This window comes from Paenibacillus sp. NPDC055715, assembly GCF_053617595.1.
Window position 1 is genome coordinate 330,134 of record NZ_JBSHGA010000002.1, and the last position, 25,110, is coordinate 355,243.

General features: G+C 43.1%; 24 protein-coding genes and 1 pseudogene. 21 read left to right on the forward strand and 4 right to left on the reverse strand.

The features are described 5' to 3' along the window. The first annotated feature begins 1 nt into the window (after position 1). The 5 genes from ACWGOO_RS05890 (at position 2) to ACWGOO_RS05910 (ending at position 4,855) form a co-directional block, all read left to right on the forward strand. Positions 2–448 carry a copper amine oxidase N-terminal domain-containing protein gene (locus ACWGOO_RS05890; RefSeq protein WP_452481855.1) on the forward strand — a complete coding sequence of 149 codons (447 nt, stop codon included), beginning with the start codon at positions 2–4 and terminating at the stop codon, positions 446–448. Positions 449–539: 91 nt separating this feature from the next. Then, a complete protein-coding gene (locus ACWGOO_RS05895) occupies positions 540–812 on the forward strand; it encodes a DUF3102 domain-containing protein (RefSeq protein ID WP_452481856.1) in 273 nt (90 codons plus the stop codon). A 466-nt stretch (positions 813–1,278) separates the two neighbouring features. Then, positions 1,279–2,133 (forward strand): tyrosine-type recombinase/integrase, encoded by an 855-nt coding sequence (locus ACWGOO_RS05900; RefSeq protein WP_452481857.1) that lies wholly within the window; start codon positions 1,279–1,281, stop codon positions 2,131–2,133. Between the two features lie 171 nt (positions 2,134–2,304). After that, positions 2,305–2,676: a hypothetical protein gene (locus tag ACWGOO_RS05905; RefSeq protein WP_452481858.1), complete on the forward strand. Its 372-nt coding sequence runs from the start codon at positions 2,305–2,307 to the stop codon at positions 2,674–2,676. Positions 2,677–3,481: 805 nt separating this feature from the next. Further along, on the forward strand, positions 3,482–4,855 hold the full coding sequence (locus ACWGOO_RS05910; RefSeq protein WP_452481859.1) for a transcriptional regulator: 1,374 nt from the start codon (positions 3,482–3,484) through the stop codon (positions 4,853–4,855). Positions 4,856–5,617: 762 nt separating this feature from the next. Here the strand turns inward: ACWGOO_RS05910 and ACWGOO_RS05915 are convergent. Then, the gene (locus ACWGOO_RS05915) at positions 5,618–5,752 is read right to left on the reverse strand and encodes a hypothetical protein (RefSeq protein WP_452481860.1); all 135 of its coding nucleotides are present in this window, start codon (positions 5,750–5,752) and stop codon (positions 5,618–5,620) included. 245 nt (positions 5,753–5,997) lie between these two features. On the opposite strand from ACWGOO_RS05915, the gene ACWGOO_RS05920 reads away from it, so the two are divergent. Together ACWGOO_RS05920 and ACWGOO_RS05925 are read left to right on the forward strand one after the other, a co-directional pair. Then, positions 5,998–6,231, forward strand: a complete 234-nt coding sequence (locus tag ACWGOO_RS05920; RefSeq protein WP_452481861.1) for a hypothetical protein — start codon at positions 5,998–6,000, stop codon at positions 6,229–6,231. 823 nt (positions 6,232–7,054) lie between these two features. Continuing rightward, complete coding sequence (locus ACWGOO_RS05925; RefSeq protein WP_452481862.1) at positions 7,055–7,315, forward strand: hypothetical protein; 261 nt, start codon at positions 7,055–7,057, stop codon at positions 7,313–7,315. A gap of 257 nt (positions 7,316–7,572) precedes the next feature. Here ACWGOO_RS05925 and ACWGOO_RS05930 read toward each other — a convergent pair whose 3' ends face one another. After that, positions 7,573–9,456, reverse strand: coding sequence for a S8 family peptidase (locus tag ACWGOO_RS05930; RefSeq protein ID WP_452481863.1), 1,884 nt, complete (start codon positions 9,454–9,456; stop codon positions 7,573–7,575). A gap of 186 nt (positions 9,457–9,642) precedes the next feature. Here ACWGOO_RS05930 and ACWGOO_RS05935 point away from each other — a divergent pair, with 186 nt between their 5' ends. From ACWGOO_RS05935 to thiI, 6 genes are all read left to right on the forward strand, one after another. Continuing rightward, a complete protein-coding gene (locus tag ACWGOO_RS05935; RefSeq protein ID WP_452481864.1) occupies positions 9,643–10,149 on the forward strand; it encodes a YpuI family protein in 507 nt (168 codons plus the stop codon). A 185-nt stretch (positions 10,150–10,334) separates the two neighbouring features. Further along, positions 10,335–10,562 (forward strand): DUF1540 domain-containing protein, encoded by a 228-nt coding sequence (locus tag ACWGOO_RS05940; RefSeq protein WP_452482045.1) that lies wholly within the window; start codon positions 10,335–10,337, stop codon positions 10,560–10,562. Positions 10,563–10,604: 42 nt separating this feature from the next. Next, the gene (locus ACWGOO_RS05945) at positions 10,605–11,000 is read left to right on the forward strand and encodes a hypothetical protein (protein ID WP_452481865.1); all 396 of its coding nucleotides are present in this window, start codon (positions 10,605–10,607) and stop codon (positions 10,998–11,000) included. Between the two features lie 225 nt (positions 11,001–11,225). Next, positions 11,226–11,921, forward strand: a complete 696-nt coding sequence (locus tag ACWGOO_RS05950) for a lytic transglycosylase domain-containing protein (protein WP_452481866.1) — start codon at positions 11,226–11,228, stop codon at positions 11,919–11,921. A 155-nt stretch (positions 11,922–12,076) separates the two neighbouring features. Further along, positions 12,077–13,225, forward strand: coding sequence for a cysteine desulfurase family protein (locus ACWGOO_RS05955; protein WP_452481867.1), 1,149 nt, complete (start codon positions 12,077–12,079; stop codon positions 13,223–13,225). A 1-nt stretch (position 13,226) separates the two neighbouring features. After that, the gene (gene thiI, locus ACWGOO_RS05960) at positions 13,227–14,453 is read left to right on the forward strand and encodes a tRNA uracil 4-sulfurtransferase ThiI (RefSeq protein ID WP_452481868.1); all 1,227 of its coding nucleotides are present in this window, start codon (positions 13,227–13,229) and stop codon (positions 14,451–14,453) included. A gap of 115 nt (positions 14,454–14,568) precedes the next feature. On the opposite strand, the pseudogene ACWGOO_RS05965 reads toward thiI, so the two are convergent. After that, positions 14,569–14,853: pseudogene (locus ACWGOO_RS05965) on the reverse strand (TerC family protein); the annotation flags it as partial. Between the two features lie 229 nt (positions 14,854–15,082). Between ACWGOO_RS05965 and ACWGOO_RS05970 the strand changes: the two are divergent. The 5 genes from ACWGOO_RS05970 (at position 15,083) to ACWGOO_RS05990 (ending at position 21,434) form a co-directional block, all read left to right on the forward strand. Beyond that, a complete protein-coding gene (locus ACWGOO_RS05970; protein WP_452481869.1) occupies positions 15,083–15,742 on the forward strand; it encodes a TerC family protein in 660 nt (219 codons plus the stop codon). Positions 15,743–15,906: 164 nt separating this feature from the next. Further along, the gene (locus ACWGOO_RS05975; protein WP_452481870.1) at positions 15,907–16,395 is read left to right on the forward strand and encodes a hypothetical protein; all 489 of its coding nucleotides are present in this window, start codon (positions 15,907–15,909) and stop codon (positions 16,393–16,395) included. A 297-nt stretch (positions 16,396–16,692) separates the two neighbouring features. After that, positions 16,693–18,534 carry a translational GTPase TypA gene (gene typA / locus ACWGOO_RS05980; protein WP_452481871.1) on the forward strand — a complete coding sequence of 614 codons (1,842 nt, stop codon included), beginning with the start codon at positions 16,693–16,695 and terminating at the stop codon, positions 18,532–18,534. Between the two features lie 124 nt (positions 18,535–18,658). Next, complete coding sequence (locus ACWGOO_RS05985) at positions 18,659–19,723, forward strand: LCP family protein (protein ID WP_452481872.1); 1,065 nt, start codon at positions 18,659–18,661, stop codon at positions 19,721–19,723. Positions 19,724–20,102: 379 nt separating this feature from the next. Beyond that, positions 20,103–21,434: a PhoH family protein gene (locus ACWGOO_RS05990; protein WP_452481873.1), complete on the forward strand. Its 1,332-nt coding sequence runs from the start codon at positions 20,103–20,105 to the stop codon at positions 21,432–21,434. 142 nt (positions 21,435–21,576) lie between these two features. Here ACWGOO_RS05990 and ACWGOO_RS05995 read toward each other — a convergent pair whose 3' ends face one another. Next, positions 21,577–22,665, reverse strand: a complete 1,089-nt coding sequence (locus ACWGOO_RS05995) for a coiled-coil domain-containing protein (protein ID WP_452481874.1) — start codon at positions 22,663–22,665, stop codon at positions 21,577–21,579. 297 nt (positions 22,666–22,962) lie between these two features. On the opposite strand from ACWGOO_RS05995, the gene ACWGOO_RS06000 reads away from it, so the two are divergent. The 3 genes from ACWGOO_RS06000 to ACWGOO_RS06010 all read left to right on the forward strand — a co-directional run bounded on the left by ACWGOO_RS06000 (position 22,963) and on the right by ACWGOO_RS06010 (position 25,094). Further along, complete coding sequence (locus ACWGOO_RS06000; RefSeq protein ID WP_452481875.1) at positions 22,963–23,613, forward strand: RsfA family transcriptional regulator; 651 nt, start codon at positions 22,963–22,965, stop codon at positions 23,611–23,613. 127 nt (positions 23,614–23,740) lie between these two features. Continuing rightward, positions 23,741–24,700, forward strand: coding sequence for a ketopantoate reductase family protein (locus ACWGOO_RS06005; RefSeq protein ID WP_452481876.1), 960 nt, complete (start codon positions 23,741–23,743; stop codon positions 24,698–24,700). Positions 24,701–24,704: 4 nt separating this feature from the next. Then, positions 24,705–25,094 (forward strand): DUF3397 domain-containing protein, encoded by a 390-nt coding sequence (locus ACWGOO_RS06010; RefSeq protein ID WP_452481877.1) that lies wholly within the window; start codon positions 24,705–24,707, stop codon positions 25,092–25,094. Positions 25,095–25,110: the final 16 nt, after the last annotated feature.

Sequence of the window (25,110 nt, forward strand, 5' to 3'; positions counted from 1 at the left end):
AATGAAAAGAAATCTTATTATATTGTTTTTGATGTTGTTAATAACATCAAGTTTTTCTGGAGCAATTCATGCTGATATTGCCCAACCTACAGTTTATATTGACAACGAAAAAATCGACTTTGAAGCTTTTATTTCCTATGGTGGGACAGCAATGGTTCCGTTTCGTGAAATTTTCGCCAGATATGGGATGGAAGTTAAATGGGATAACGCTCAAAAAACAGTAACCGCATCAAGTAAGGACGGTTCCACTGTAATAAAATTGACTCAGGATAGTAATGATGGTTATGTAAATAACAAAAAATATAACCTAACGCAATCTCCGGCTTTATCTGGGGGAGTTTTCTTCGTGAATCTCAGGTTCATTAGTGAAGCGATAGGTGCGAAAGTGAATTATGATAAACCATCACTTACTATACACATAACACTTCCAAAAGTTTCAAAAGAATAGAGACTTTGCCCCGGTAAATATTCCGGGGTTATTTTTTGTTTAGAACTACTATAAAGAGATCAATAGCTATAAGCAAATTGCTGGTCAATCGGTGTTTGAGATTGGAAAACGACTGAAGCCTGTAAAAGAAAATGATTTGGTGCATGGTGAGTGGGAAAAGTGGTTAAACTCTGTTGATATTATTCCTCAAACTGCAAGAAAAATGATTCAAGCCTATGAGCAGTTTTCAAGTAAAATGTTTGAAATGCGCTCATTACCTAAAACCATTGATCGAGAAGAGTTTATCACACAGGGACACATTGTCCCATCGACTGGTCAACAGAAAACAGTAAAAGAAATGACCGTGCGTGAGTTGCGTTTATGATTCAACCTTGAGACAATTTGTCTTAGGGTGACAATTATAATACTCTCACTCCGCTATTCCTGTTACGATTGCGATACGTGTTTGCCGTGTTTAAAAGCATAGATAAATAAAGAATTTTTCGAAATTTAGTTTTACCAAATTTAATTTATAAAATATCCTTTGATGTATCAAGCTTTTTTACACATTATTTCTCGATATCTACTATCGAGTTCGATATTTTCTAAGTTGGTCATTGGGTTGATGCTGTGTCCAACTATCCATATCAGTGCTAACCAACTTGGTTAATACCGTCTTGATTCTCAAGATGGTTATTTCTGCTGACCATTTTGTCTGGCAGAACATTGTATAGTCAATAATTTTCATCAATTCTAGTAATGCCACATAATTTATATTATGTGGCAAAGTGAATGAGATAACAGTATAATTGAGTTATATAATGCAACATAATTGTATGGGAGTGGTGAAGATGATCCAAGCTTTTGAGGAATACTTACGTCAGAAAGATAAAAGCTCGAACACAATTAAAAGTTACATACTTAATGTAAGTGGATTTATGAAATGGTTTGATGAGAGCAAAGGAATAGAGTTCAAGAAGCTGCATAGAGAGAATGTGAAGGATTACATAAGCTATCTCAAAACATTGAAGAAGCTTGCCCCTGTTTCCATCAATGCTAAGATCAGCGCACTTATCAAGTTTAACGATTACCTGATTGAATCAGGAGTGCAGACAGAGGTTGCGATTAATAAAAAGGATATGTTAAAGATTCAACGTCAATATGCTTCACTGGCTACTGTTGGACTTGCCGATGTTGAGAAGTTCAGACAATTGGTGCTGGAACATGAGTCAAAACGCAACTATGCTATCGTGTCATTACTGGCCTACTGTGGATTGCGGATCAGTGAAGCTCTAAATATTCGTATAACTGATTTCAATTTGACATTAAGAGAGTTAATTGTATCCGAAGGCAAAGGAAAGAAGACTAGAACTGTGTTTATGGGAGATAAGGCGAGGACAGCCATACAGAGTTGGATTAAAGATCGCACAGACAAAGGAATTACAAGTGACTATCTGTTTCCAAGTAATAGAGGAGGTAAATTAGACAGAACCGTGATCAATAAGCTCTTCAATAAATATTCAGCGATTGTAGGAAAGGAAATAACTCCTCACGATCTGAGACATTTCTTCTGCTCTTACGCATTAGAAAATGATATGTCAGTCCATGAAGTAGCGAATCAAGCGGGGCATAGCAACATTCATACTACACTCTTATATGCTAATCCTACAAAACAAAAGATGATTGAGAAGATGAACAGACTATAATTTCATATGTGTATACTACGTACACTGTTACAGCCTAGTGTCAAAAGAAAATAAAGTTGTAGACTGAGAAAATAAAGTATTAGACTGACAATGCTTCATTAAGCTGACGGGCAGGATAACGCAACAAATTTGCTGTTCCTACGTATAGGATATAATTGAAAAGTCAACTCGATGAGAATTGTAGCCAAGGGACACCAATTTGCAAGGGAGCGAAATGAAGTGACAATAAAAAGACCGTTTGGTACTGGGTCATTTGCAATAGTTGTTCTAACTTTAGGGTTTTTATTTAATTTTAAATTTCAAAACGACTTTATGTTGAGCCATTATCTTTTTAAGTTATTCAATTGGGATATATATACGAATGATACTGAGGGGTATCACATTCCATTTATGGCTGCTATTGTATTTTGGTTACCAGCATTGATAATTTCGAAAAAATATCCAAATAATTTTGGTACTTCTTTGTGTTATAGGGTGGGAGGAGTTATGTTGATTCTTAGTATTATTGTGTTTGCAGTTTACTTGTTTGGGACTCTTGTATAGAAACAAGCGATGATTAAGGTCGTCGTCTGGTTAAGCTAACGGGAAACGTTAGTTGAACGACAACAGCAGCAGTCTAAGACTTTATTTATCAAGTCTTGCGCCGCCGCTGCTTCTTCAAACTGATCAGTCTAATACTATATTTTCACCGAACCTAGATGATTAAATTTAGGTTTCTTTGTAATTAACATCCATATATCAGTATATAATTTAAGTGAGGGGGGTGTATTTACACCTAAAACACCTATTTAATTTCCAGAATTACCCTTAGTACATCCAGCTACACAATGAAGCTATTTTGTTTACGGTGATTAAGCTTATGAACAAATTTCTCCGATACCGGGGGTATTTAAAATCGAATTACCATTCAATTTCCATAAATAATGGCATAGCACTCCAACTCCGCGATTCAGCTTATTTTTTGACTCGATACCATACGCAAATTGTGGACGGTTGTTCGATTGTTACATACATCAATTTAGAGCTAAATCTACTGATAATACACAAAGGATTATGAGTATCAATGTTCAATCAGGTAACTTTGTATGGCTTGAGTAGTACCGCTATTTTCTACTATAGATTATCAGGTATAGAACAAATCGCTTGGTTACATGATAATACCCTTAATCAACAAATATTTGTAAACAATCCTAAAAGGTATCGTGAGTACAAATATGAAAGGTCTATGATTTTGTTCCAAAAGATGGTACAATACATTGTGATAATTCCATTTTATCATTTGATTATGATGTTCCTATTTTAAATGAGTTGATATCCTAATAAGTTTTCTTTAAAGGGGTGGTTAATTTTGTCCAATACAACCACGATACTCGCAGAACTGATTAAGTACATGAACGAACATGATTTAAACATCAGCAACCTAGCTAGGAAATCAGAGATGAATCCCGGTACGGTCAGTAGTCTCATTAATGGTAATCGGAAGTTTTCAGTCTTTCATTTGGATCAAATGACGGAATTGATGGGACACCCTGTCGGTTACTACTACGAACAGTATATCCCTGAATATCTAGCCGACTCTACTCCGAATTGGCGTAGAATGAGTCCCTATCTGGAAAGTTGTGCAAAGTTGAATAAATTGGATTGTATTCAGCAAGTCGTGAATATGCTATTGGATAAGTTAGGCTATGCTACTCCATTATTTGAACTGGCTGAACAATTTTTTGAAGAAGGATTGTATGAAGCGGCGGCTATACTTTATGAGAATGTGGCGCTCACTGAGAATAAGCAGTACTCCGAACGTTTGGCTGTGTGTCAGTACCGCCTGTTTCAGAGCAGGCAAGGGGATGACCAAGAAAAAAACTATGAAGCAGCCGTGCAGTTTGGAACCTACGTTGTTCGTTTGGACGAACTAGACCAACTAGATGGTTTAAAGGATTTAGCGAATACATATCGTTCGTTACGTAAATGGGACAAAGTGGAATTATTCGCTAAAGATTTGGGAGAAAAGGCTGAGATTCAATACAAATTGAGCAAACAGCAACATCGTGTGAAAAAAGAAAATTCAAGGCAGCCCAGCTTCCCTTTGTTTGCTTATTGGGCATTATCACATTTGCTTCGTGCGCAAGCCTGTGACGAGAGGAAAGACTATGAACAGGGATTCCAGCATATCAAAAAATATGCTGACTTAAGCTGGGTAACGGATACGGATGAAGAAACCTTGAAATGGAAAAATAAATATGAGAATTGGGCGGTTGTAAATACGTATGTAAATAAACTTCTTTCAGGCGAAGAGAGTGTGCTGACCAATTATGTAACATACATTGCTTCAAGAAAAGATGAGGTTCTTCCTGCACTTGATAATATCCTTGAGGCGGCTAATCGATATCATTTTGATGTAGATCATATATTAAACCAATTCGAAGTGGACATTTCATCTTATCTGGAGCAACAAAAAGTCGAAAGCTATTATACTCAACGTTTTATAACAGAACGCTTTATACATTTTTCAAAGGAATTAGCGGTTTACTACTTTAACAAAAGTAATTTTGCAGATGGATTTACTTTTTTGTTAAGTTGTTTAGAAAAATCTACATTAATCAATAATAAATCGTATATAATTAAATGTGTAAAGCTGTATGATTCCTATCAGGAGTATGCATCATCTGAGACGAAGGCGGCATACAGAAATTTGATTAATGAGGTGGATGAAGATGAAACGTAAAGTAATTCTAACCTTATTAGTATCCAGTTTTATGCTAGTAGCAGTAGTGATCGCGCCTTTACAATTTCAAGATAAAGGGTCCAGCTATCAACCGACTCACCACGGCGAAATGTAAGCTATTAAAGATTGTCTTAAGAATCAAGATCACAGTAGAATCTAGAAAACCAACTTTTCTCAAGAGGTTAGATGGGGATGTCCGTCTAGCCTTTTTTATGTGTGGAGCTAGGGAGGAGTTATGATTTTTCTCAAAAGTCTACACAAATAAAAGCCCTCCCTTTAAGGAAGGCTCTTGTCTTTTGGAAAGCTGTGGTACAGCATTCATAACAATTCAATTGTATACATTGCAATACATAGCCAAGAAAATGATAACTAAAACAATGACTAAAGCTGAGAAGCCAACAATTTTCCAAATTTTTTTTATTCAATTCAGAACCCCAACGGTTAGTTCATGTCTCCTGTGTACTGACCAGTAGTACCCCAAGCTTCGCCTTTAACTTCGTTACCGTTGGCTCTGAATTGAATTACGTATTTCCCTGAAGGCATCCCATTTCGGAATGAATTAACGCTAGTCCACGTTAATGTGTCTCCTTTGCCAACAGTTTTATAGACATATTCTCTCCCGTTACCCTGCAAGCTCCAAGTGAGATTTGATTTTCCTTCATTCCGAACTTTAATCTTCGTATGTCCATAACCTTTTTTAACAGTTGAGGTCATTGTCGGACTTGTCCCACCAAGAACCTCGTGCACCTCCTGACCAGTTTTTTAGATAACTATAACTCCAAGATCCTTCGATACTTCGATCCCCTTAACTGTTGCAGCAGAAGCTGCCAATGGAGCTACCGCAGTTAGAGCCAATACACTTGTAAGGATAATTGCTGTGTTTTTCAATTGTTTCATGGTACACAAACACTTCCTATACTCCTGAATAAAGGAGGATAAAATTTGCATACACCTTGCTTCAATCGAAGGTAAGTCAAATTGTTGTGCTTGGGTAGGTGATCAGAGCGCCCGACAAAATGGCGAAATGTCCATCTGAAAGACATTGTAGAAACAATTGGAGAAAACGGACGTAATGAATCAATTAGACTGAAACAATGTGAAAAAGGAGGGTAGATTTTTGTTCTGAACAGAAAGGAGAAATTTTGATACAATCAACAAAGAGAAGAATTACTGTTTCAGATGTACTAACTGCGACAAACGTTGAACCTGCTTTATACCTACAAGAACATGGCACATCATCCTATGGGGAAAAGTACAGGAAGCAGTCTAATCGAATTGTATATGATCGTCCAGTAAATAATGAAGTTGGATATGATAAAGCTATCAATGATTTGATGTTCTTTAAAGAAATCTATGATAAGCAGTTTTTTGAATAAGTGGTCAGTGAAGAAGACGGTTATATGAATTACATAAAAACGAAGCTCTAACAAGATACGTATACAATATTAGATAATACATATGACAAGGCTGATATTACCGATTACTTAGATACAATTATAGGCAAACGTTTATACAAAGAAGAACAAACAGAACTAATTACAAAAGTAAACTTGCGTGATGGAAGAGGTAGACAACAAAAAGATGTTGAGCAATTCAACTTATATTTTCAAAAGAATAGTCTACCATACAATATCAACAATGTTTCTAAAATGAACAAGGACAGAAGAAGACGATTAGATAATGGTGATGCCAATCCAAACTATAACAAAAGGTACTGGATATTGACTAAACATATGGTTTTTGACTAATATGTTGCGTCCAAACGGTGGAAAAATGCCTATATAGACACCCTCAAACTACAAAATTGATAAATAATTCTTTGTTTATATAGCTTTTTGTGCGTCCAGGGCATGGAAGATGTGAAAGCTGATTTTAATTCCTTGGCTTTGTTGTACATAAATTATAGGGATTATAGCGCTAAAATTAATTTGGGGACTTATCTTTACGTTTCCCATGGAGCAGCATAGACTTACCATAGAGGCGGTTTGTAGATTAGATGAAATGAAGTAGCCGACTTCTTCTACCTGTTTTATATTCTTAAATGAGGTGGTTATTATGGAAGGTAAAAAATTTGTTCGTATGCCTTTACTTTTTTGCTTGTTCGGTATTATAGGACTAATCACTTTAATTTATGGATTCCTCTGGTTAGATTTCAACGGATAGTTTATAAAATCAACATTTTACATGGAGGCAGATCAATTGAGTACAGATGGGATACATATTGAGCCGAAACCGTTTATAATGACAGCGATAATGGATGAAGACTATCCATATGCATTTGTTAGGGCGTTCCTAGACGTAACCCACATCCAGCAAATACTTATGGTAGGTCAGGCAACAGCCTACAACGAATTAAATTCTGGCAACTTTCCAGTGATAACATTAGGTAAACAGTTAAGAGTAGCAAAGCCATTGTTCGCAAAATACATAATCGAATCCTCCTATTGCGCTAATGAATAAATAATGCATAAAAAAGAACACATCAAGCAATTAATTTTTGCCGAATGTGTTCTTTTTTTATTGTTGTAGTGGTCACACACTGTTCACAAAACCTCAAAAAAACGATGGAATTCAATAAGGTAGTTTGTGACTAGATGAGAAGTAAGATAAGCAAAAACATTGATACATAAGGTTATTTGAGATTTCATGAGACTACATGAAAAGCTTTTGACCATGGAGCGTACATGGCTGCTTTTTTTGCCCAAACGGAATCCTGTTTACTTTTCCAGAATTTTCAAAAGAGATTTAATTTTTTCACTCAAATGCTGTGGGTAGAACTGCAAGGGAACATACGTACGTTGAGCTGCTTTCAACGTCTTATATACGTCGATTTGGCCATATCCGAAATATTTGTCATGTCCCGGTGTGCCCAAATCATTCACGCTGCTTCTCATTAAATCCATGACCTCTTTATTTGTCAGGTCGGGGTTGATGGAACGAACAAGGGCCGCGAGCGCTGATACATGCGGACTGGCCATCGAAGTGCCCGAGAGGGCAGCGTATTGGTTCCCCGGATAAGTGCTTGCTATGCTTGCGCCGGGGGCCATAACGTCAACATAATCTCCATAGTTGGAAAAGGAAGCCCGGTGCATGGACGCGTCTGTGGCAGATACGGCAAATACCTCCGGATAGGCAGCGGGATAGCCTGGCCGTTCCGTATTATCATTTCCCGTGGCTGCGACTAATACAACATCCTTATCATAAGCATATTTAATCGCATCGTGCAAAAATTCAGCTTGCGCATAATTGCCGAGGCTCAGATTAATGACCTTGGCTCCATGGTCGGCGGCCCATATAATGCCCTCTGCCACGGAATAAGTGGTACCGGACCCGGATTGATCGAGTACCTTGACAGGCATGACCTTGTTGTACCATGTCATGCCGGCAACTCCCTCGCCGTTGTTCACGAGCGCGGAAATGATGCCGGCAACATGCGTTCCATGACCAACGTCATCATAAGGTTTTTCTTTCGGGTTAACTATGTTGTGTCCCGGTAGGATTTGGCCCTTCAGATCAGGATGGTCCATATCCACTCCCGTATCCACGACGGCTACGACTACATTTTTGCTGCCTTTGGATAGTCCCCAGCCCCGGTTGGTTTCGGTGGCCGGCAGATTCCACTGATAGCGGGAAAAGAGCAGGTCATTCGGAATAGAGACATTCGACGCTTTTACGGGTGTTTTTTCATTCGTCAGATACATGTAGTGAGGTTCTGCATATACCGGGTTCCACTTCTGCGAGAAATATTGCTTTAGCTCTTTGAAGTTCATGTTATTCGAATGAAACACATACGTATAACCGAGCTTTCGGCCTGGCTCACAGTTCAAATCTGCTGCGATCTTTCGCAATTGCCGTTGATCAGGATTGTGGCGGAAGCGAACGACGATTTCATTTTCAAAATAATGGCTCGCATTTTCATTATCATGACCCGTCTTGACGGTAATATCGTGTAGTGTGTCGGGATGTACAGATTCAATTTTGTAGCTGCCTTCCTTCGGGTATGGGATCAGACGCAGGTTTTTACGCTGATGCTTTTCCACGTCACGAAGCACTTGCTGACTGACCAGCGCGGCAACGCCGTATGTTCCGTCACTCGATGGCTCTGCCATGATAAAATATTTTCCACCCTCCGCCTGAAAAGCTGCGGATTCGTAAGATTTGTTTTGCAGAACGGAACGACGAGCCGCAGTCAGGCTGTTTTTGACTTGAACATGATTAAGCAGAAGGGGTTGCGCTTTGTTGCCTGTGTAGGTAGTGCTCTTCCCGTCACGTGTATTGATCCACTGTAGCGTGTGAAGATGACTGTGCGACTGCTGAAGCTTGCGGGCAAAATGCTTTTTCTGATCATTGGTTTTACCATTCAGTTCTCGCATTACATATTCAATATCCTGCCTGGCGTCCATGCGGGTGATGGTATCCGTAGCGGACAAGTCCAAAGCCAACATTCCTTTTTTGAGCTGCTGTTCCTGCTGTGGCACCATTTTTGCCGTATATTCGGGCTGTGGTGTGTGGCGGTGATCTCGGGAAGGCAGCATCAGGGTGATGACAAGCAAACCGGCGGCTGCTCCGATCAGGGGTTTTAACCATTTTTGCCGAGACATGGGACCGTCCTCCTTGGGAGTTTATGAATTTATGGTTTAGCGTGAGAAGGTTGGCATGTTTTTATACCTTTCAATCCTTATTTATGGTAGGATAAATACTGAAAATTACAGCTCTTTCGGTTAGAAGGATCTATTTTCGGGTAACCAAATTGATGAACAAGCAACAAATAAGGGGGAGCTGTATTGATGTCAGCAGTCAACGTACAAAAATTATGTGAGTCGGCGCAGGAGAATTTGAAATCTACCGTGGAACGTGTGGAAGCATTCCTTAATGAGCATGCGCTGCCGGAGTTGGTTGTGGATCGCACTGAGGAGTCTGTTCTCTTTTACAAAGGATTTTTGTCGGATCTCCGCCATGTCCTTGTTTTTTCCGAAGTATCTTATGAAAAGCTGGGTGTGGCTTTGCGCCGCGCCAACTTTGACGTCGATTTTGCGGAAAAGGCATTGTATAACGCTTACCATGACTGCGTAAACAGCTTTTTTTATCCTATAAATGAATCTTACGCAGAGGATGGACGCTACGCTTATACGGGACAAGATGCTATACGCTTCCGTAAAACGCCAGTAACGCTTGCCCGCGAAGTGATCATGGACATTACGAAAAATTTTGAAGAATTGCGCGATGATCTTGCTTATTATGAAAGTGATTATTTGACTCAGCGTCGTATGCAGACTCGCCGTACACATGCATAAGCCTCTAGCAGGTGAATTTTTCAATTGAAAATAAAAACAAATGAGACAAGCAAGCTGTTTCCTGTTTGCTTCCTGCCAATTTGGAGGAGGCACCGGAAACGGCTTTTTCGTATGTCACCAACTGCCATATGCCGTGGCGCATAGGTGAACGCTACGGGGGAGACAATGAATCCGAGGTGATCATCATGAGCCAAGAGGCCAAGCCATTAGTCAAATGCAGTGTAGCCAATTGTCATTATTGGGGAGAAAACAACTTGTGCAAGGCAGATTTGATCATGATAGAAATTGACAGTCATGCCGGGAAGAAGTTCGATGAAGAATATGCGGGCGAAGGCTTCAGCTCAGTCGAACGTGACCAGGCTGCAACATCTGCTGCAACCTGTTGCCACACATTTAAACCAAAGTCTCTGTAGTTCATACCGCGAATCATTACGTAATTGGAGGTGTAGTGTATTATGGAGGATCATGAAACTGATAAGCATCGAGACGAAGAGCATTTTAGCCGTGAGCGTGTGGATTATCCCCGTCGTATTCAAGAACGTTCTGCCAAGCGTCGCAATCATCGGGAGGAATATGCAGCTGAGGTAGCTCCCGGCTCACCAGCCGTGACTCGGCATGAGGACAAGGATGAGCAGCATGTCAAAAGCAAAAGTGGACGTATCTCCGGCTATATCGGTCTAGCCGCAGGCATTGCTGCACTGTTTATGTGGTCAATTGTGCTGGGGCCTATTGCTGCAGTGTTAGGTTTTTTTGCTTATGTAAATGGGAACAAAACAACAGGTATTTGGTCGATCGGACTGGGTGCGCTGGCAACATTAAGCTACTTTGCTTTTATTCCGTTTGTTCGTTGATCCCGTGAAGACACGAAAAGCCGAGTGATCGCTTGCCTGGCCGAGTGGAAATTATTATAGCGATCTCTCTGCATCGAGCCAGTACCATGAAGCTCCGCTGTCGATTCGACAGATACGGAGCTTTTTTTTGTTAAAAAGATGGCAGTACATAGCAAAACGTTGTATCATAAGCAGTAATGATAGGCTGTTTGGGATATAACAACTAAAGAAAGTTGGGAATACCACATGCAAATAGATCCGCGCGTGTCCAAGTCCATAATCGATACGCAGTTGTTGAATAATATAAGTGCTACAGCTCAAACGGGTACAACGGATGCTTTTTCCGGATTGCTCGAGCAGGCAGGTCAGTTGGAGACAGATGATGCTGCAGCTCGTGTAAATTCAGGGGACGTTACAAGGGATGAAAATGGGTTGCTTTGGCTCCAATTGGGACCATCGAGGGGAGCGGCTTCGCCATTGGCGGTATATCCTGCTTCCAGCACAGTAACCGATGGACCGACCAAACCTACAGCTTATGATGATTTCATTAACGAGGCCAGCAATAAATACGGGGTTCCGGTGTCGCTGATTAAAGCGGTCATTGATACAGAATCTTCGTTTAATCCGCGGGTCACGTCTTCAGCCGGAGCCAAAGGGCTTATGCAGCTTATGGATGCTACCGCCCAAGGATTGGGAGTTAGCGATGCGTATGACCCTGCACAAAATATTGATGCCGGAGTTCGTTATTTGTCTTACCAGATCAAACGTTTTAACGGACAGGAAAATATGGCCTTGGCAGCTTATAATGCGGGCCCCGGACGGGTACAGCGACTGGGCGTGAATAGTGACGAGCAGTTGATGGCTGTGCTGGACAAGCTTCCAGTAGAAACGCAAAAGTATATTACCAAAATTCAGAACGCACGTGAAAAATATACGATTTAAGCCCTGTAGCTTATAGAGAAAAAACAAAATTTTTAATCAGACAGGTCCGCAGGCAGGATCAATATGGGGAAAGGGCGTCACTGTGTAATGCAGTGGCCTTTCCCTGTTTTGGTCTTTTTTTGTTGTAGAGGTTGCAGGGCAGAAAGGGGAGTTCCATGAAATATTTTGATTATGCAGCGACAACTCCGCCTTTTGAAGAGGTGATTACGACGATTGCAGAGGTGATGAGACTCCACTATGGCAACCCGTCCTCAATGCATCGGTACGGGGAAGATGCGGATAAGTTGCTTAAGCGTTCCCGGGAGGTTTGTGCTACAGCTTTGGGCGTGTGTCCGGCGGAGATTGTATTCACATCCGGGGCAACGGAAAGCAATAATCTCGCTATTAAGGGAGTAGCCTTGCAGTATCAGGCCAGAGGCAAGCATATCGTTACAGTATCGACAGAGCATCCGTCCGTGTATGAAGCTTGCAGACAGTTGGCAAAAATCGGTTTTGAGGTCACATTTCTGCCCGTGGATGCGGAAGGGCATGTCAGTGCCGAGCAGGTTTGTGCAGCTATCCGCAAAGACACGATTTTAGTCAGCACGATGCATGTCAATAATGAGACGGGAAGGGTACAGCCTTTGCATGATATCGGAGCTGCGCTGAAGGAACAGTTCCCACGTGTGCTGTTCCATGTTGATGGTGTGCAGGGCTATGGAAAGCTTCCGGTGGATATCCGGGGCTGGAAGGCTGATCTGTACAGCCTGTCCGCACATAAGCTGCGCGGTCCCAAAGGAGCCGGACTGCTTTTTGTTCGGGAAGGTGTGGAGCTTTTCCCACTGCTTAGCGGAGGCTCTCAGGAGCAGGGGTTTCGTGCAGGTACGGAAAATGTTCCGCTGCTTGTCGGTATGTCCAAGGCGGTCCGGCTGGCAGGAGAACGGCAAGCAGAGGCGGCGCAGCGTATGACTACGTGGAGAGATCGGGTAGCCGCAGAAGTGAAAACGATCCCTCAATTGCGACTGAATAGCGGAGAGGAAGCGCCACACATTGTCCATTTTTCGTATCCGGGTATGAAGGCTGAGGTGCTGCTGCATACGCTGGAGCAGTTGGGTGTGGCAGTGTCGACCCAATCGGCTTGTTCCTCCAAATTGGCCGAGCCTAGCCGGGTATTACTGGCGATGGGTCGCAGTGAGGCGGAAGCGTTCGGTGGCATTCGGATCAGTTTCGGCGATGAACATACAGAACAGGATATTGACGAGCTTATTCTCGCGCTCCGCCAGGCTGTGGCGCAATTGGAATCCCTTGAAAGGTGGAAACGTTAAAATGCACTATGATATGCTGTTGCTTCGCTTTGGCGAATTTACATTGAAAGGGAAAAACCGCGCCCGTTTTGAAAAGGCGGTACTGAATCACGTGAAACTGTTGCTCAAGCCGTTTCCCGGCGCTTCTTTGCGTAAGGAATTTGGACGGATTTATGTAGTTCTCGGAGGAGAGCCTTATGAGCAGATCATCCAAGTGTTGCAAAAGGTGTTTGGTATCACCACCATCAGTCCTGTTAAAATGGCTCCTGTTGAGCTTGACACGATTATTGAAACCGCTGTAGCCTTGATGCGTGAGTTGAACCCGACCGAGGGAACGACTTTCAAGGTAAATGCTCGCAGGGTGTGGAAAGGATTTGCCCATTCCTCTCATGAGATGAATCATTGGATTGGTTCGCCGGTACTGCGCGAGTTCCCAGTGTTAAAGGTCGATGTCCGTCAACCGGATATTGAGCTGCGGGTAGAAGTCAGAGAACAGGCGGCTTATATATTTAGCGATATTATTACAGCTGTAGGGGGCTATCCGTTAGGTACGAACGGCAAAGCCATGCTGCTGCTCTCGGGCGGAATCGACAGTCCGGTAGCGGGGTGGTCCTCCATGCGTAGAGGATTGGAGATCGAATGCGTCCATTTTTACAGCTATCCGTTTACGAGTGAGCGTGCGAAAGAAAAGGTTATTGACTTGGCAAGGGTATTGGCGGGTTACGCAGGACATATCAAGATCCATCTCGTACCTTTTACGGAGGTGCAGACGGCTTTTACACGCACCGGACAGGATAATCTAATTATCACGCTGATGAGAAGGTCCATGCTGCGTATTGCCACGATGCTGGCGGAGCGTGAAGGGGCGCTGGCGCTTGTAACGGGAGACAGTCTCGGCCAAGTAGCCAGCCAAACTTTATCGAGCATGAATGTGATTGGGCGTTCAACGGAATTACCGTTGCTGCGTCCTCTCGTGATGATGGATAAACAGGAAATTACGGAAATAGCCAAGCAAATCGGCACATACGATCTATCTATCCTGCCGTATGAGGATTGCTGCACGTTGTTTGTTCCCAAATCCCCAACGACCAATCCGAATTTGTGGGTTGTTCAAAAGATCGAAGCCTCTATTCGGGATTTAAATACTTTGATTGAGCAGGCCGTGGCTACAACGGTGACTGTTGTTCTTGAGGCAGATGGAGCTATAGAGGGACGTAAAGAGAAAGTTGTGCAAGAGGATTGGTTTTAAAATTTTTTAAGATGCTACGTTTAGCGGTATATAAAAAGGCAGATCCACCGACTATAGTCGGGTCTGCCTTTTTATAGATGTATGAGTTTTTTCTTGAAATTATTTTCAAAAACGGCTTTTTTCGGCTGGATATGGTTCTGCGGTTTTGAAGATAGCCTGTGAGCAAAATACCAGCCATCACTGTGGGAATAAACAGGATACGCACCGCGGGGTGTTCGGTAAAGTATGGCTCCAGCTTACGTCCCTCGGTAATCATATTGGAGCCGGTATAGCCAAGCACAGTCGAGCCCAATTAGATGATCCAGGGAACCCATATCAGCATTACACCCCCGACGAGTAACAGCCACGGCACTTGAAGCAGCCAAAGCACGACAATCGTGGCGGCTATACGAATGAGTAGATAAGCAGTAGCCCAAAAAACTGAAATTAGAACATGTCAATCGTCCTCATCTCCCTGATTAAATAACCTAAGTTCAGCATGCTCTGTTTATGATCAATACCCGCTTAACAAATTGAGCATTTATTTTTAATGAATTATGGATATTTGTAATAAAATTATTAGATTCCTTGATGTACAAGCATAGCCTCGTCCTATTTCGCATACAAGTAGAATGGGGGTGTTTGTATACATGGAGCATATCATTTTGCTGTTGAAAATATTAATGATCAATTTGGTATTAAGCGGTGATAATGCGGTTGTTATAGCCATGGCGAGCAAAAACTTGCCTGCAAGGCAGCGGAGCCAAGCAATATGGTGGGGGGCGCTCACCGCAGTTGTGCTGCGCTGTGTGCTGACTTTTGCAGCTGTCCTTTTGCTAGGAATACCCTTTATTCAGGCGGCGGGTGGTCTGCTCCTGTTATGGATTGCGTTTAAGTTGCTTTATGAGAATAACGATAATGTAGGAGTAAGAGCAGAAACAACCATATGGAAGGCTATACAGGTGATTCTGGTGGCGGATTTTGTGATGAGTCTGGATAACGTATTGGCTATTGCAGCACTTGCTAATGGGGATATTGCGATCATTGTCATCGGTATTGCGATTAGCATTCCAATTGTGGTGTGGGGGAGCAACGTTATTGCAGTCTGGCTTCACCGTTTCCCTGCACTCATTCTACTCGGATCTGCAATACTGGCCTTCACGGCAGGTGAAATGCTACTGCGTGATCCCAAACTGGGAGCATGGTTAACCGGGTCTGGGGAAGTTTTACATTCATGGTTACCGGGATTACTGGCCATTGTAGTTGTAATAGCAGGATTATATCAGCAGCTGCGAGCCCGCCGCATTTGAACGTAGTTTTTTTGGAAAACATCGGCTAAACTATACATAGGGCTTTTGCAAACGCCGGGGAATCTACTCGGTTTTTGTAAAAACACTATACTTAACAAAAATACACTTGAAAACATCCGCGTTAAAAGACCAAGAAACAAATCCAGCAAATAAAGGAGACCACGATGAATTCCGAAAAAGAGCGTATGATCGGATTGGGCATCATTGCCGTAGGACTGATTATTTTGTTAGGAAAACTGGGGCTCTTCTCCTTTTTGGGACGAAACTTCTGGCCCTTGCTGATTTTAATACCTGGTATTATACTGCATGCGATGTACATGATGCGTAAAGTTTCTCCCATTATGCTGCTGCCGGCCGGGATTTTTTCGGTGTACGGTTTTTTATTTTTTCTCTGTAATACATGGGGCTGGCATTTGATGGCCTATCTATGGCCTGTGTTACTGCTGGGTGTGGCGGTTGGATTATGGGAATACGCTATTCATGATATAACGCTGCCTCGCACTGTATATACAGGGAGCATGATTCTGGGACTCGTTGCGGTAATTCTACTAATTATTAGCATGTCGAGGACCGGAATGATTTATGCTGTTGCAGTTGTATTGATCGGTGCAGGGATATGGCTGATGGTTAACAATCGTACCAAACGTAAATAGTGAAACGACAAGCAGTGCAAAATTTATGACGGTAAATTACGGAACAGCCAATAATGTCTTGCTTTATGACATATTTCAACTATAATATAATGGATATGATAAGAGCGTCGGGATGTTTTCTGACGCTTATTTTAAGGTTTTCACGCGAATCGGAAAGAGAAGCTGCCTGCACAAAGCCTGAAATATACAGAGGGCTGGCAGGGAGCGGGCCTGAAGAACGATTGTTAGCCTTGGATAAGCATTACTTTCAGGATAGAGACACTATTTTGATATACGGAAAGGATATGGATACAAACCATGCATGCAAGAGAGAACATTCGCAATATTGCAATTATTGCCCACGTCGACCACGGCAAAACGACGCTTGTCGACAAGCTTCTTCAACAGTCCGGAACATTTAGAGACCACGAGGCTGTTCAGGAGCGCGCCATGGACTCCAACGATCTGGAGCGTGAACGCGGTATTACGATTTTGGCTAAAAATACAGCTATTACGTACAAAGATTACCTGATCAACATTGTGGATACACCGGGACACGCCGACTTTGGCGGCGAAGTGGAACGGATTATGAAAATGGTTGACGGTGTTTTGCTCGTCGTTGATGCTTACGAAGGTTGTATGCCGCAGACTAAATTCGTACTGCGTAAAGCGTTGGAGCAAAACCTGACGCCAATCGTTGTAGTTAACAAAATTGACCGTCCGGCAGCTCGTCCGGCCGAAGTTATTGACGAAGTACTTGATCTGTTCATCGAGCTGGGTGCGAATGATGAGCAGTTGGAATTCCCTGTTGTTTATGCTTCAGCCTTGAACGGAACATCCAGTCTGGATGCTGAAAAGCAAGACGATAACATGCAGGCATTGTACGAAACCGTTGTGGATCACATCCCAGCTCCAACGGAGAAGGTAGATGAGCCTCTTCAATTCCTCGTCACACTGATGGACTATAACGAATATCTTGGCCGCATTGCAGTTGGTCGTGTAAACCGTGGTATTATCAAGCAGGGACAAGCGGTTACGGTTATCCAGCGTGACGGCAGCAGCAAATCAGCGCGTATTGAGAAGCTGTTCGGCTTCCAAGGTCTGAAACGGATTGAAACCGACCAAGCGGGCGCTGGTGACATTGTGGCTATTGCAGGGATCAAGGATATTAACATCGGCGAAACGATTGCCGATCCAAACCATCCTGAAGCTTTACCTGTACTGAAGATTGATGAGCCAACGCTGCAAATGACCTTCCTGGTTAATAACAGCCCATTCGCAGGTCGCGAAGGTAAATGGATCACATCCCGTAAACTGCGCGAGCGTCTTCTGAAAGAACTCGAAACTGACGTCAGCTTGCGTGTCGATGAAACCGACAGCCCGGACGCATTTATCGTATCCGGACGTGGTGAGTTGCATCTGGGTATCCTGATTGAAAACATGCGTCGTGAAGGTTATGAACTGCAAGTGTCCAAACCGGAAGTAATCGTGAAGGAAATTGATGGCAAGAAAATGGAGCCAATCGAACGTCTCCTCATTGATATTCCTGAAGAAAGCATGGGCGCAGTTATGGAAAGTCTGGGCTCCCGTAAAGCTGAAATGGTCAACATGATCAACAACGGCACCGGACAGGTTCGTTTGGAATTCCTGATCCCTGCACGTGGTCTGATTGGTTACACGACGAACTTCCTGACTTTGACTCGTGGTTATGGCGTAATGAACCATGCGTTTGACAGCTATGGTCCATTTGTTGGGGGTCAAGTCGGTGGGCGTCATCAAGGCGTGCTTATTTCAACGGAAAATGGAACTACTACATTCTATGGCATGATGGGTGTAGAGGATCGCGGTATTCTGTTCCTGGAGCCGGGTACTGAGATTTATGAAGGTATGGTCGTCGGAGAACATACACGTGATAATGACATCGTTGTTAACATTTGTAAAGAGAAGCAATTGACGAACGTTCGCTCTGCAACAAAAGACGATACTGTTAAACTTAAAACGCCTCGTATCTTCTCTTTGGAACAGGCGCTCGAATATTTGAATGATGATGAGTATTGTGAAATTACACCTAATGCCATTCGTTTGCGCAAAAAGATTTTGAACAAAAGTGAGCGCGAGCGTGCAGAAAAACAGCGTAAAACAGCACAAGCAAATTCGTAATTAATTGGATTGGTTTGGGCCACAGCGGCGACGCCCGGCAACGGGATGCGCCGCTGTATCTGTTTTAGGATTGTAAACTTGGAGAAAGTTTTATTTCTCAAAACGCAGGAAAAGGTGTTGAAGCATGAGTAATCTTTTTAACGAATTGCCTCCCCGGATACAAAGCGGGAAAAAATCTGCCAAACCGAAAAAAACGAAAAAGAAAAAAAGCTTTTTCGGATCGTTTATGAAGTTTGTTCTGTTCCTGCTCATTATAGGTATCTTGGCGGCCGGCGGTTACGCCTACTATCTATACAATCAGGTAGAGGATGTTTTGGATACGGGGATCAATAAGGAAGTGCCAAAAACACAATTGGCCGAGGCCAGGCCTTTGACCATTTTGTTGCTTGGAACGGATTACCGCCCTGATCATCCAACTTATTTGTCGGACGTTATTATGGTAGCTACACTGAATCCGAATACCAAGTCATCTACAATCGTGTCGTTGCCGAGGGATACGCGGCTGGAAATGGATGGATATAAACCTCGTAAGCTGAATGAGTACTATCCGGTGTTCAAGGCCAGAGAGAAAGAGTCTGGTGAAGTCGCTGAAGAGCAAATGAAGAAGATGATCGGCAAATATTTGAACATTAACATCGATTATGTGACGGTTATTAACTTTCAGGGCTTCAGAGATGTTGTGGATAATTTGGGTGGTGTAGATGTTACGGTCGACAAAAATATGTGTTACCGTGACAGTGCAGATGGTACTAACATTAACTTGAAGGCAGGAGCACAACATTTGAACGGTGATCAGGCCCTTGATTTTGTTCGTTACCGTAAATCCAACTGTCGCCCGAGAACCGCTGAATCTGATGATTTTGATCGCAACCGTCGACAAAATCAGGTGCTTCATTCCTTGATTGACCAAATGCAGTCCTTTAGTGCTCTAAGCAAATTTAGTGCAATTATTAAATCCGTTGATAAGAATATGATGACGGATATTGAGTCTCAGCAAATGAAAAATCTCGTACAGACCTATTGGAATATATCCAAGCAAAATGTGAATTACAAACCGGTAGTGGGTACGTGGCGCAGTCCTTATGTCTATATTGATGAACAGCAGCTTGATCTGGCCAAACAAGCACTGCAAGAGGAATTATCCAAAAAGGCGAGCGACAATAATACGGTCTCTTCTTCCAATTCTTGAGTTTGTATCTTTCTTCCCTCTTATGTTATACTCGCAGCGAGTAAAAGCTCTTATTTTGCATAAGGGGGTTGAGGTATGTCTGAATGGGTAGCACGTCAAGTATATGGTTTTGACATTCATACCCGTTTGCTGTCTAATATCGTTTGCTTTTTCCGTAATAATATGAATGAAATAAGTAAGGTCCAGTGAGTAATCACTGGGCCTTTTGTGTCTGATCCCAAGGTGTACAGGCTCTAAGGCACGAATTACCTACCAACTTTTCGTTGTTTCACGCTGCTTCTGGGGTCTTTTTTCAGGGAATCAGCAACTATTGGCTACCCGGTGAATAGGTATAGGTATGAAACACGAGATTGTCCACGCCGCTTTGGAGGGGATCTAAATGAAGAAAATTTTTGTGCTGGATACGAATGTGCTACTGCATGATCCGAAAGCCATCTTTACCTTCAAAGAACATGAAGTGGTTATTCCAGCTGTTGTTCTGGAAGAAATCGACTCCAAAAAACGCAACGCGGATGAGATTGGACGGAATGCCCGCAACGTATCGCGATTGCTGGATGGGTTGAGGGAAGTAGGGCATCTGCACAGTGGTGTTCCGCTTCCGCAAGGTGGGAGGCTCAAAGTTGAATTAAATCATCGGAGCTTTTTGAAAGTTCAGGAGATGTTCGGGGAGGTTTCGAACGATAACCGGATTCTGGCGGTCGCCTTGAATTATCATCTGGAGGAGAAGGAGCTGCCTGAACCGCGCTCGGTCGTGCTGGTCAGTAAAGATGTGCTGGTGAGAATCAAGGCAGATGTGTTGGGACTGCTGACCGAAGACTATTTATCCGACAGAACCGGTGATCTGAGTGAGTTATATCCCGGATACTCGACAATTCAGGTGCATCCGTCCGTTATAGATGAGTTTTATTCCAATCGTTTTTTACTGATTAAGCCACTGGAGCTGTCTTATACGCTATATCCACATGAATTCGTTATTCTCAAGGATGAGATGGGGACTGGAAAATCGGCTTTGCTGAAAGTGAACCACGATGCATGCCGATTGGAGCCTTTGTATTTAAGCAATGAATCGGTGTGGGGGATCAGTGCGCGTAATGCCCAACAGCGGATGGCACTGGAGCTTTTGCTTAATGACGATATCCCGCTGGTGACGATTACCGGAAAAGCAGGTACAGGCAAAACGTTGCTGGCGCTCGCGGCGGGTCTGCTCAAGGTAGAGGATGAACATCGCTTCAAGAAGCTGCTTATCGCCCGTCCTGTCGTTCCTATGGGCAAGGATATCGGTTATTTACCGGGAGAAAAGGAAGAAAAGCTTCGTCCGTGGATGCAACCGATTTACGACAATCTGGAATATTTGTTTGATGCCAAAAAATCAGGCGATATCGATAAAATTTTGATGGGTTTGGGCAGCATTCAGGTGGAGGCGCTCACTTACATTCGGGGGCGTTCAATACCTGGACAATTTATTATTGTTGATGAGGCGCAGAATTTGTCCCGACATGAGATCAAAACAATCGTGTCTCGTGTAGGTGAGGGGAGTAAAATCATTTTGATGGGAGACCCGGAGCAAATTGATCACCCTTATCTGGATGCAGCCAGTAACGGCTTGACGTATGTGGTAGAACGCTTCAAGCAGGAAGGGATTAGCGGGCATATTATGCTGGAAAAAGGAGAGCGCTCCAAGCTGGCACAGTTGGCAGCCGATCTGCTGTAGAAGCTCATATCACTATCCCATGATCAGGATGTTTATATACTGTGCAGTATTTGTTGTAAATAAGAAGACCTCGGGAACATCCCGGGGTCTCTTATTTTTGTCCATGTATTATTTATGATAGTTATACAAGGGTGAAATAGGCTTACTTCAGGCTCAATTCGAGTGTAACCTCAAGTACCCTCGCTATGGTGCGTACCTCTGTGGCCTTGACATAAGAAATGAGCTGCTGCGGATAGAAGCCCAGATCAAAATCCTTTTCCAGCTTGTTACGGGTCGTATCTGGCAGCTCCAGTCCGTTAAGGAAGAGCCGATCCACATGGAACAAAATCGCATTTTGTGGTTCGTTCTCTACTGTGTAGTGCCCCTCTACCCTCAATTTCATGGTTTCCTGTTGACCTTCTACAACAATACGATCCTGCTCGAAGGAAAAATTGAAGTGATTAAATAATTCATTTTCGGATTTCAGAAAACGGTTAAAATCATCCTCGCGTATGCTTATTGTAATGACTTTGCCGTTTGTAATCATGGCTCCTTGCTGTTGTTGAATAAATTGAGGCAAATCCTGCATCGCTTGAGCCAGAGCTTTAAAATGCTTGTTCACCTCGTAGACGCCTACATTCTCCCAATAAGCTGTCATTTCGCTGATCAGCTTGCGTAGCGTATCCGGGTCCTTGCTGGTGTTAACACCAGCATTTACACGCTCCTGAAGCAGAACAATGCGCTTACGTTGTTCCAGCAGGTTTGTTTTGACCGTTTCCAAATCTGATGAAGCCTGGGTGACCTGTTCTTCTGTTTTTCGCATATTTCGATAATTGGACTCGTATTCTTGAAGTACATCCTGATCGTGGCTAATCAGCAGCAAGTAGTAATCGTATAGGGAGAGAAGCTGTTTTAGACTTTTGGCCCCCAGTACTACACTAAGCAGCTTGTCCCTTTCCCCCATATAATGGGAGCGCAGCACAGAACCCGCGCGTTTCCTTTGCATAGCCATCTGCTCCTGCTGAGTGGCAAGATTGCTCCGAAGTTCCTGCTGACGTTGTAAAAGCATCTGCTGTTCCTGGCCGATCCGCTCAATTTCATGATCAATCTCGACGATTGACAGACTATCCTGCAAAATCCGGTTTGCCTCTTCTGAAGGAGCTGCCAGAACAGGACGTGCAGACATGGAGGTCCATATCATAATGATGGTCAGCAGAGCACAACTTATCATTTTTAAAGTGGATCTGTTCATTGATTTTCCCCTTTTATGTATTCCCGAAGAAAGTCTAACAGTAATATATATGTTCCTTTCTTATTCTTTAACCATTCATTTATTGTACAGCAGCCAGAGGATGCTTGAAACCCGAAACTATATTTGTCCACGTATGAGTTCTTATAGAAATGGAAATACAATTTAGTATCAAATAGATTCTATGAACTCTACGAGAGGCATAGAAATGAATAAACAGCTTTTATGCCCTATTCAATTACCGGTTAGACCGGTTTATGAAGACGGTTATTTTAGGATGTTGTTAGGAGGGCTAGAGGCATGAATGCAATAAGACAAGATGCTTGGAGTGCGGAAGATGATTTGATATTAGCGGAGGTGACATTGCGTCATATCCGGGAAGGTGGAACACAGCTCGCCGCGTTTGAAGAGGTTGGGCAAAAAATAGCAAGAACCTCCGCAGCATGCGGCTTCCGCTGGAACAGTTGCGTGCGCAAACGTTATGATGAAGCAATCAGCATTGCTAAAGCGCAGCGTCAAAAACGTAGTTATATTCGCAAGCAGAGTCCAGTTGGTGTATCTCAGGTGGCAGCTTTTACCACGCTTGATACGGCTGAAGGAGTATACAGAGCGGATGGAACGAGTGAAGATACATTGTCCATCGACGCAGTGATCCGCTTTTTGCGTCAATGGAAAGGATCTGTACAGGAAACCAATCGACAGATTAAGATGCTGGAAAAAGATTTACGTGAAAAGGAAGAGGAATTAAATCAACTTCGCTCCATTAATGACCGGCTGTCCAAAGAGGTTAACGAGGTGCAAACCGACTATCGTGTCGTAAATGATGATTACAAAGCGCTGATTCAGATTATGGACCGGGCCCGCCGCTTGGCTTTAATCACTGAGGATGAGGAAGAGCTTAAATCCAGATTCAAAATGGACGCCAATGGGAACCTGGAGCGCATTGAGTAACAAAATTACAGCAGCATATGTTAAATAGAACGTCAACTCGCGCTTTGCCGTAGTTGGCGTTTTTTGTATTTCTCTAGAGTGCATATGATATAGTAGAAAAAAAAGATGGAAGCGAGACGATACATAAGTGATTGATATTATTGGAGCAGGTTCGCTCGGATTGTTGTTTGCCGGGAGGCTGGTGGCCTCAGGTACGGGAGTAAGGTTATGGACGCGAACGCTTGAACAGGCACGCATCATTGCTTGTGAGGGGATTACTGTATTTGAAAAAGAGGGGCATGTTGCTGTTCATGTGACTGGAGACGCATTGAAGGTAGCGCCGTTGGCAGATTGGCAACGCTTGAATTCACAGGTTCCGGCACGGTGGATTTTGATAATGACCAAACAAGGGGCGATTGGGGAAGTATTGGAGCAGATTAAACCTGCGGATAATATGGAAAGCGATATCGGAATGATTTGCTTACAGAACGGAATCGGACATATAGAACGAATTAGACAAGCCTGTCCTGAAGCAATGGTATATCCTGCGGTAACGACCGAAGGAGCCAAGAGAATGGGGGTAGCATCCGTTGTGCATGCCGGGTTGGGAGCTACGGAAATTGGATGTCCGGATGAGCTGGAGGAGGTACAGGTCTGGAGTTTCGAACAATGTGTGCTAAATCGGCTGCTTGCAGCAGGATTTGACGTTTGCTTGTCGAAAGAAATCGAGAACGGTATATACCGCAAGTTGCTGATCAACGCTGTGATCAATCCGCTGACAGCAATATGGCGAATTCCCAATGGGGAGTTGCTATCCGATCCGGGCCGTCTACATATGATGCGCAAGCTATACGAAGAAGGCATTCAAGTGTACGAAGCCAATGGTATTCGGTGGGACAGCACATGGTGGGATCAGATTATGAAGGTTTGCCTGGCAACGGCAGAGAATCAGTCGTCTATGCTAGCCGATGTGCTTACACAGTCCATGACAGAAGTTGCTTCCATTAACGGACAGCTGGTGCAGATGGCAAAGCAGGCTAGGGTTACTGCACCAACTCATGAGATATTGTGGCAATTAATTGAAGGTATGCGGCTAAAAGAGGGGTGATCTGTTGAGTATTATACAAGGTACCATTAGCACATTCAGTATTCTTCCCTTTTTTCCGTTTCTGATCGTATTTGTGGTTTGTCGCTACATTCTTAAAATGGAAAAGAAGAAATCGTTGCTTATATCGATGGATATTACCACGGCTTTTTTGATCCTTTCCGTCGCGGCACTCTTTAACGTCATTTTTACATCCCGATTCGGTTTTTATTTGATTCTACTTCTTTTACTACTGGCGTTGGGTCTAATTGGAGGTGCCCAAAATCGAATAAAAGGCAAGGTCGATGGTAAAAGATTATGTAGAGCGGTCTGGAGATTAACTTTTATAGCGACGATATTGGCGTACGTTTTGTTTACTTTTATTGGTATATTTAAGAATATATTCAACATCATGTGATATAAGATGACATGAA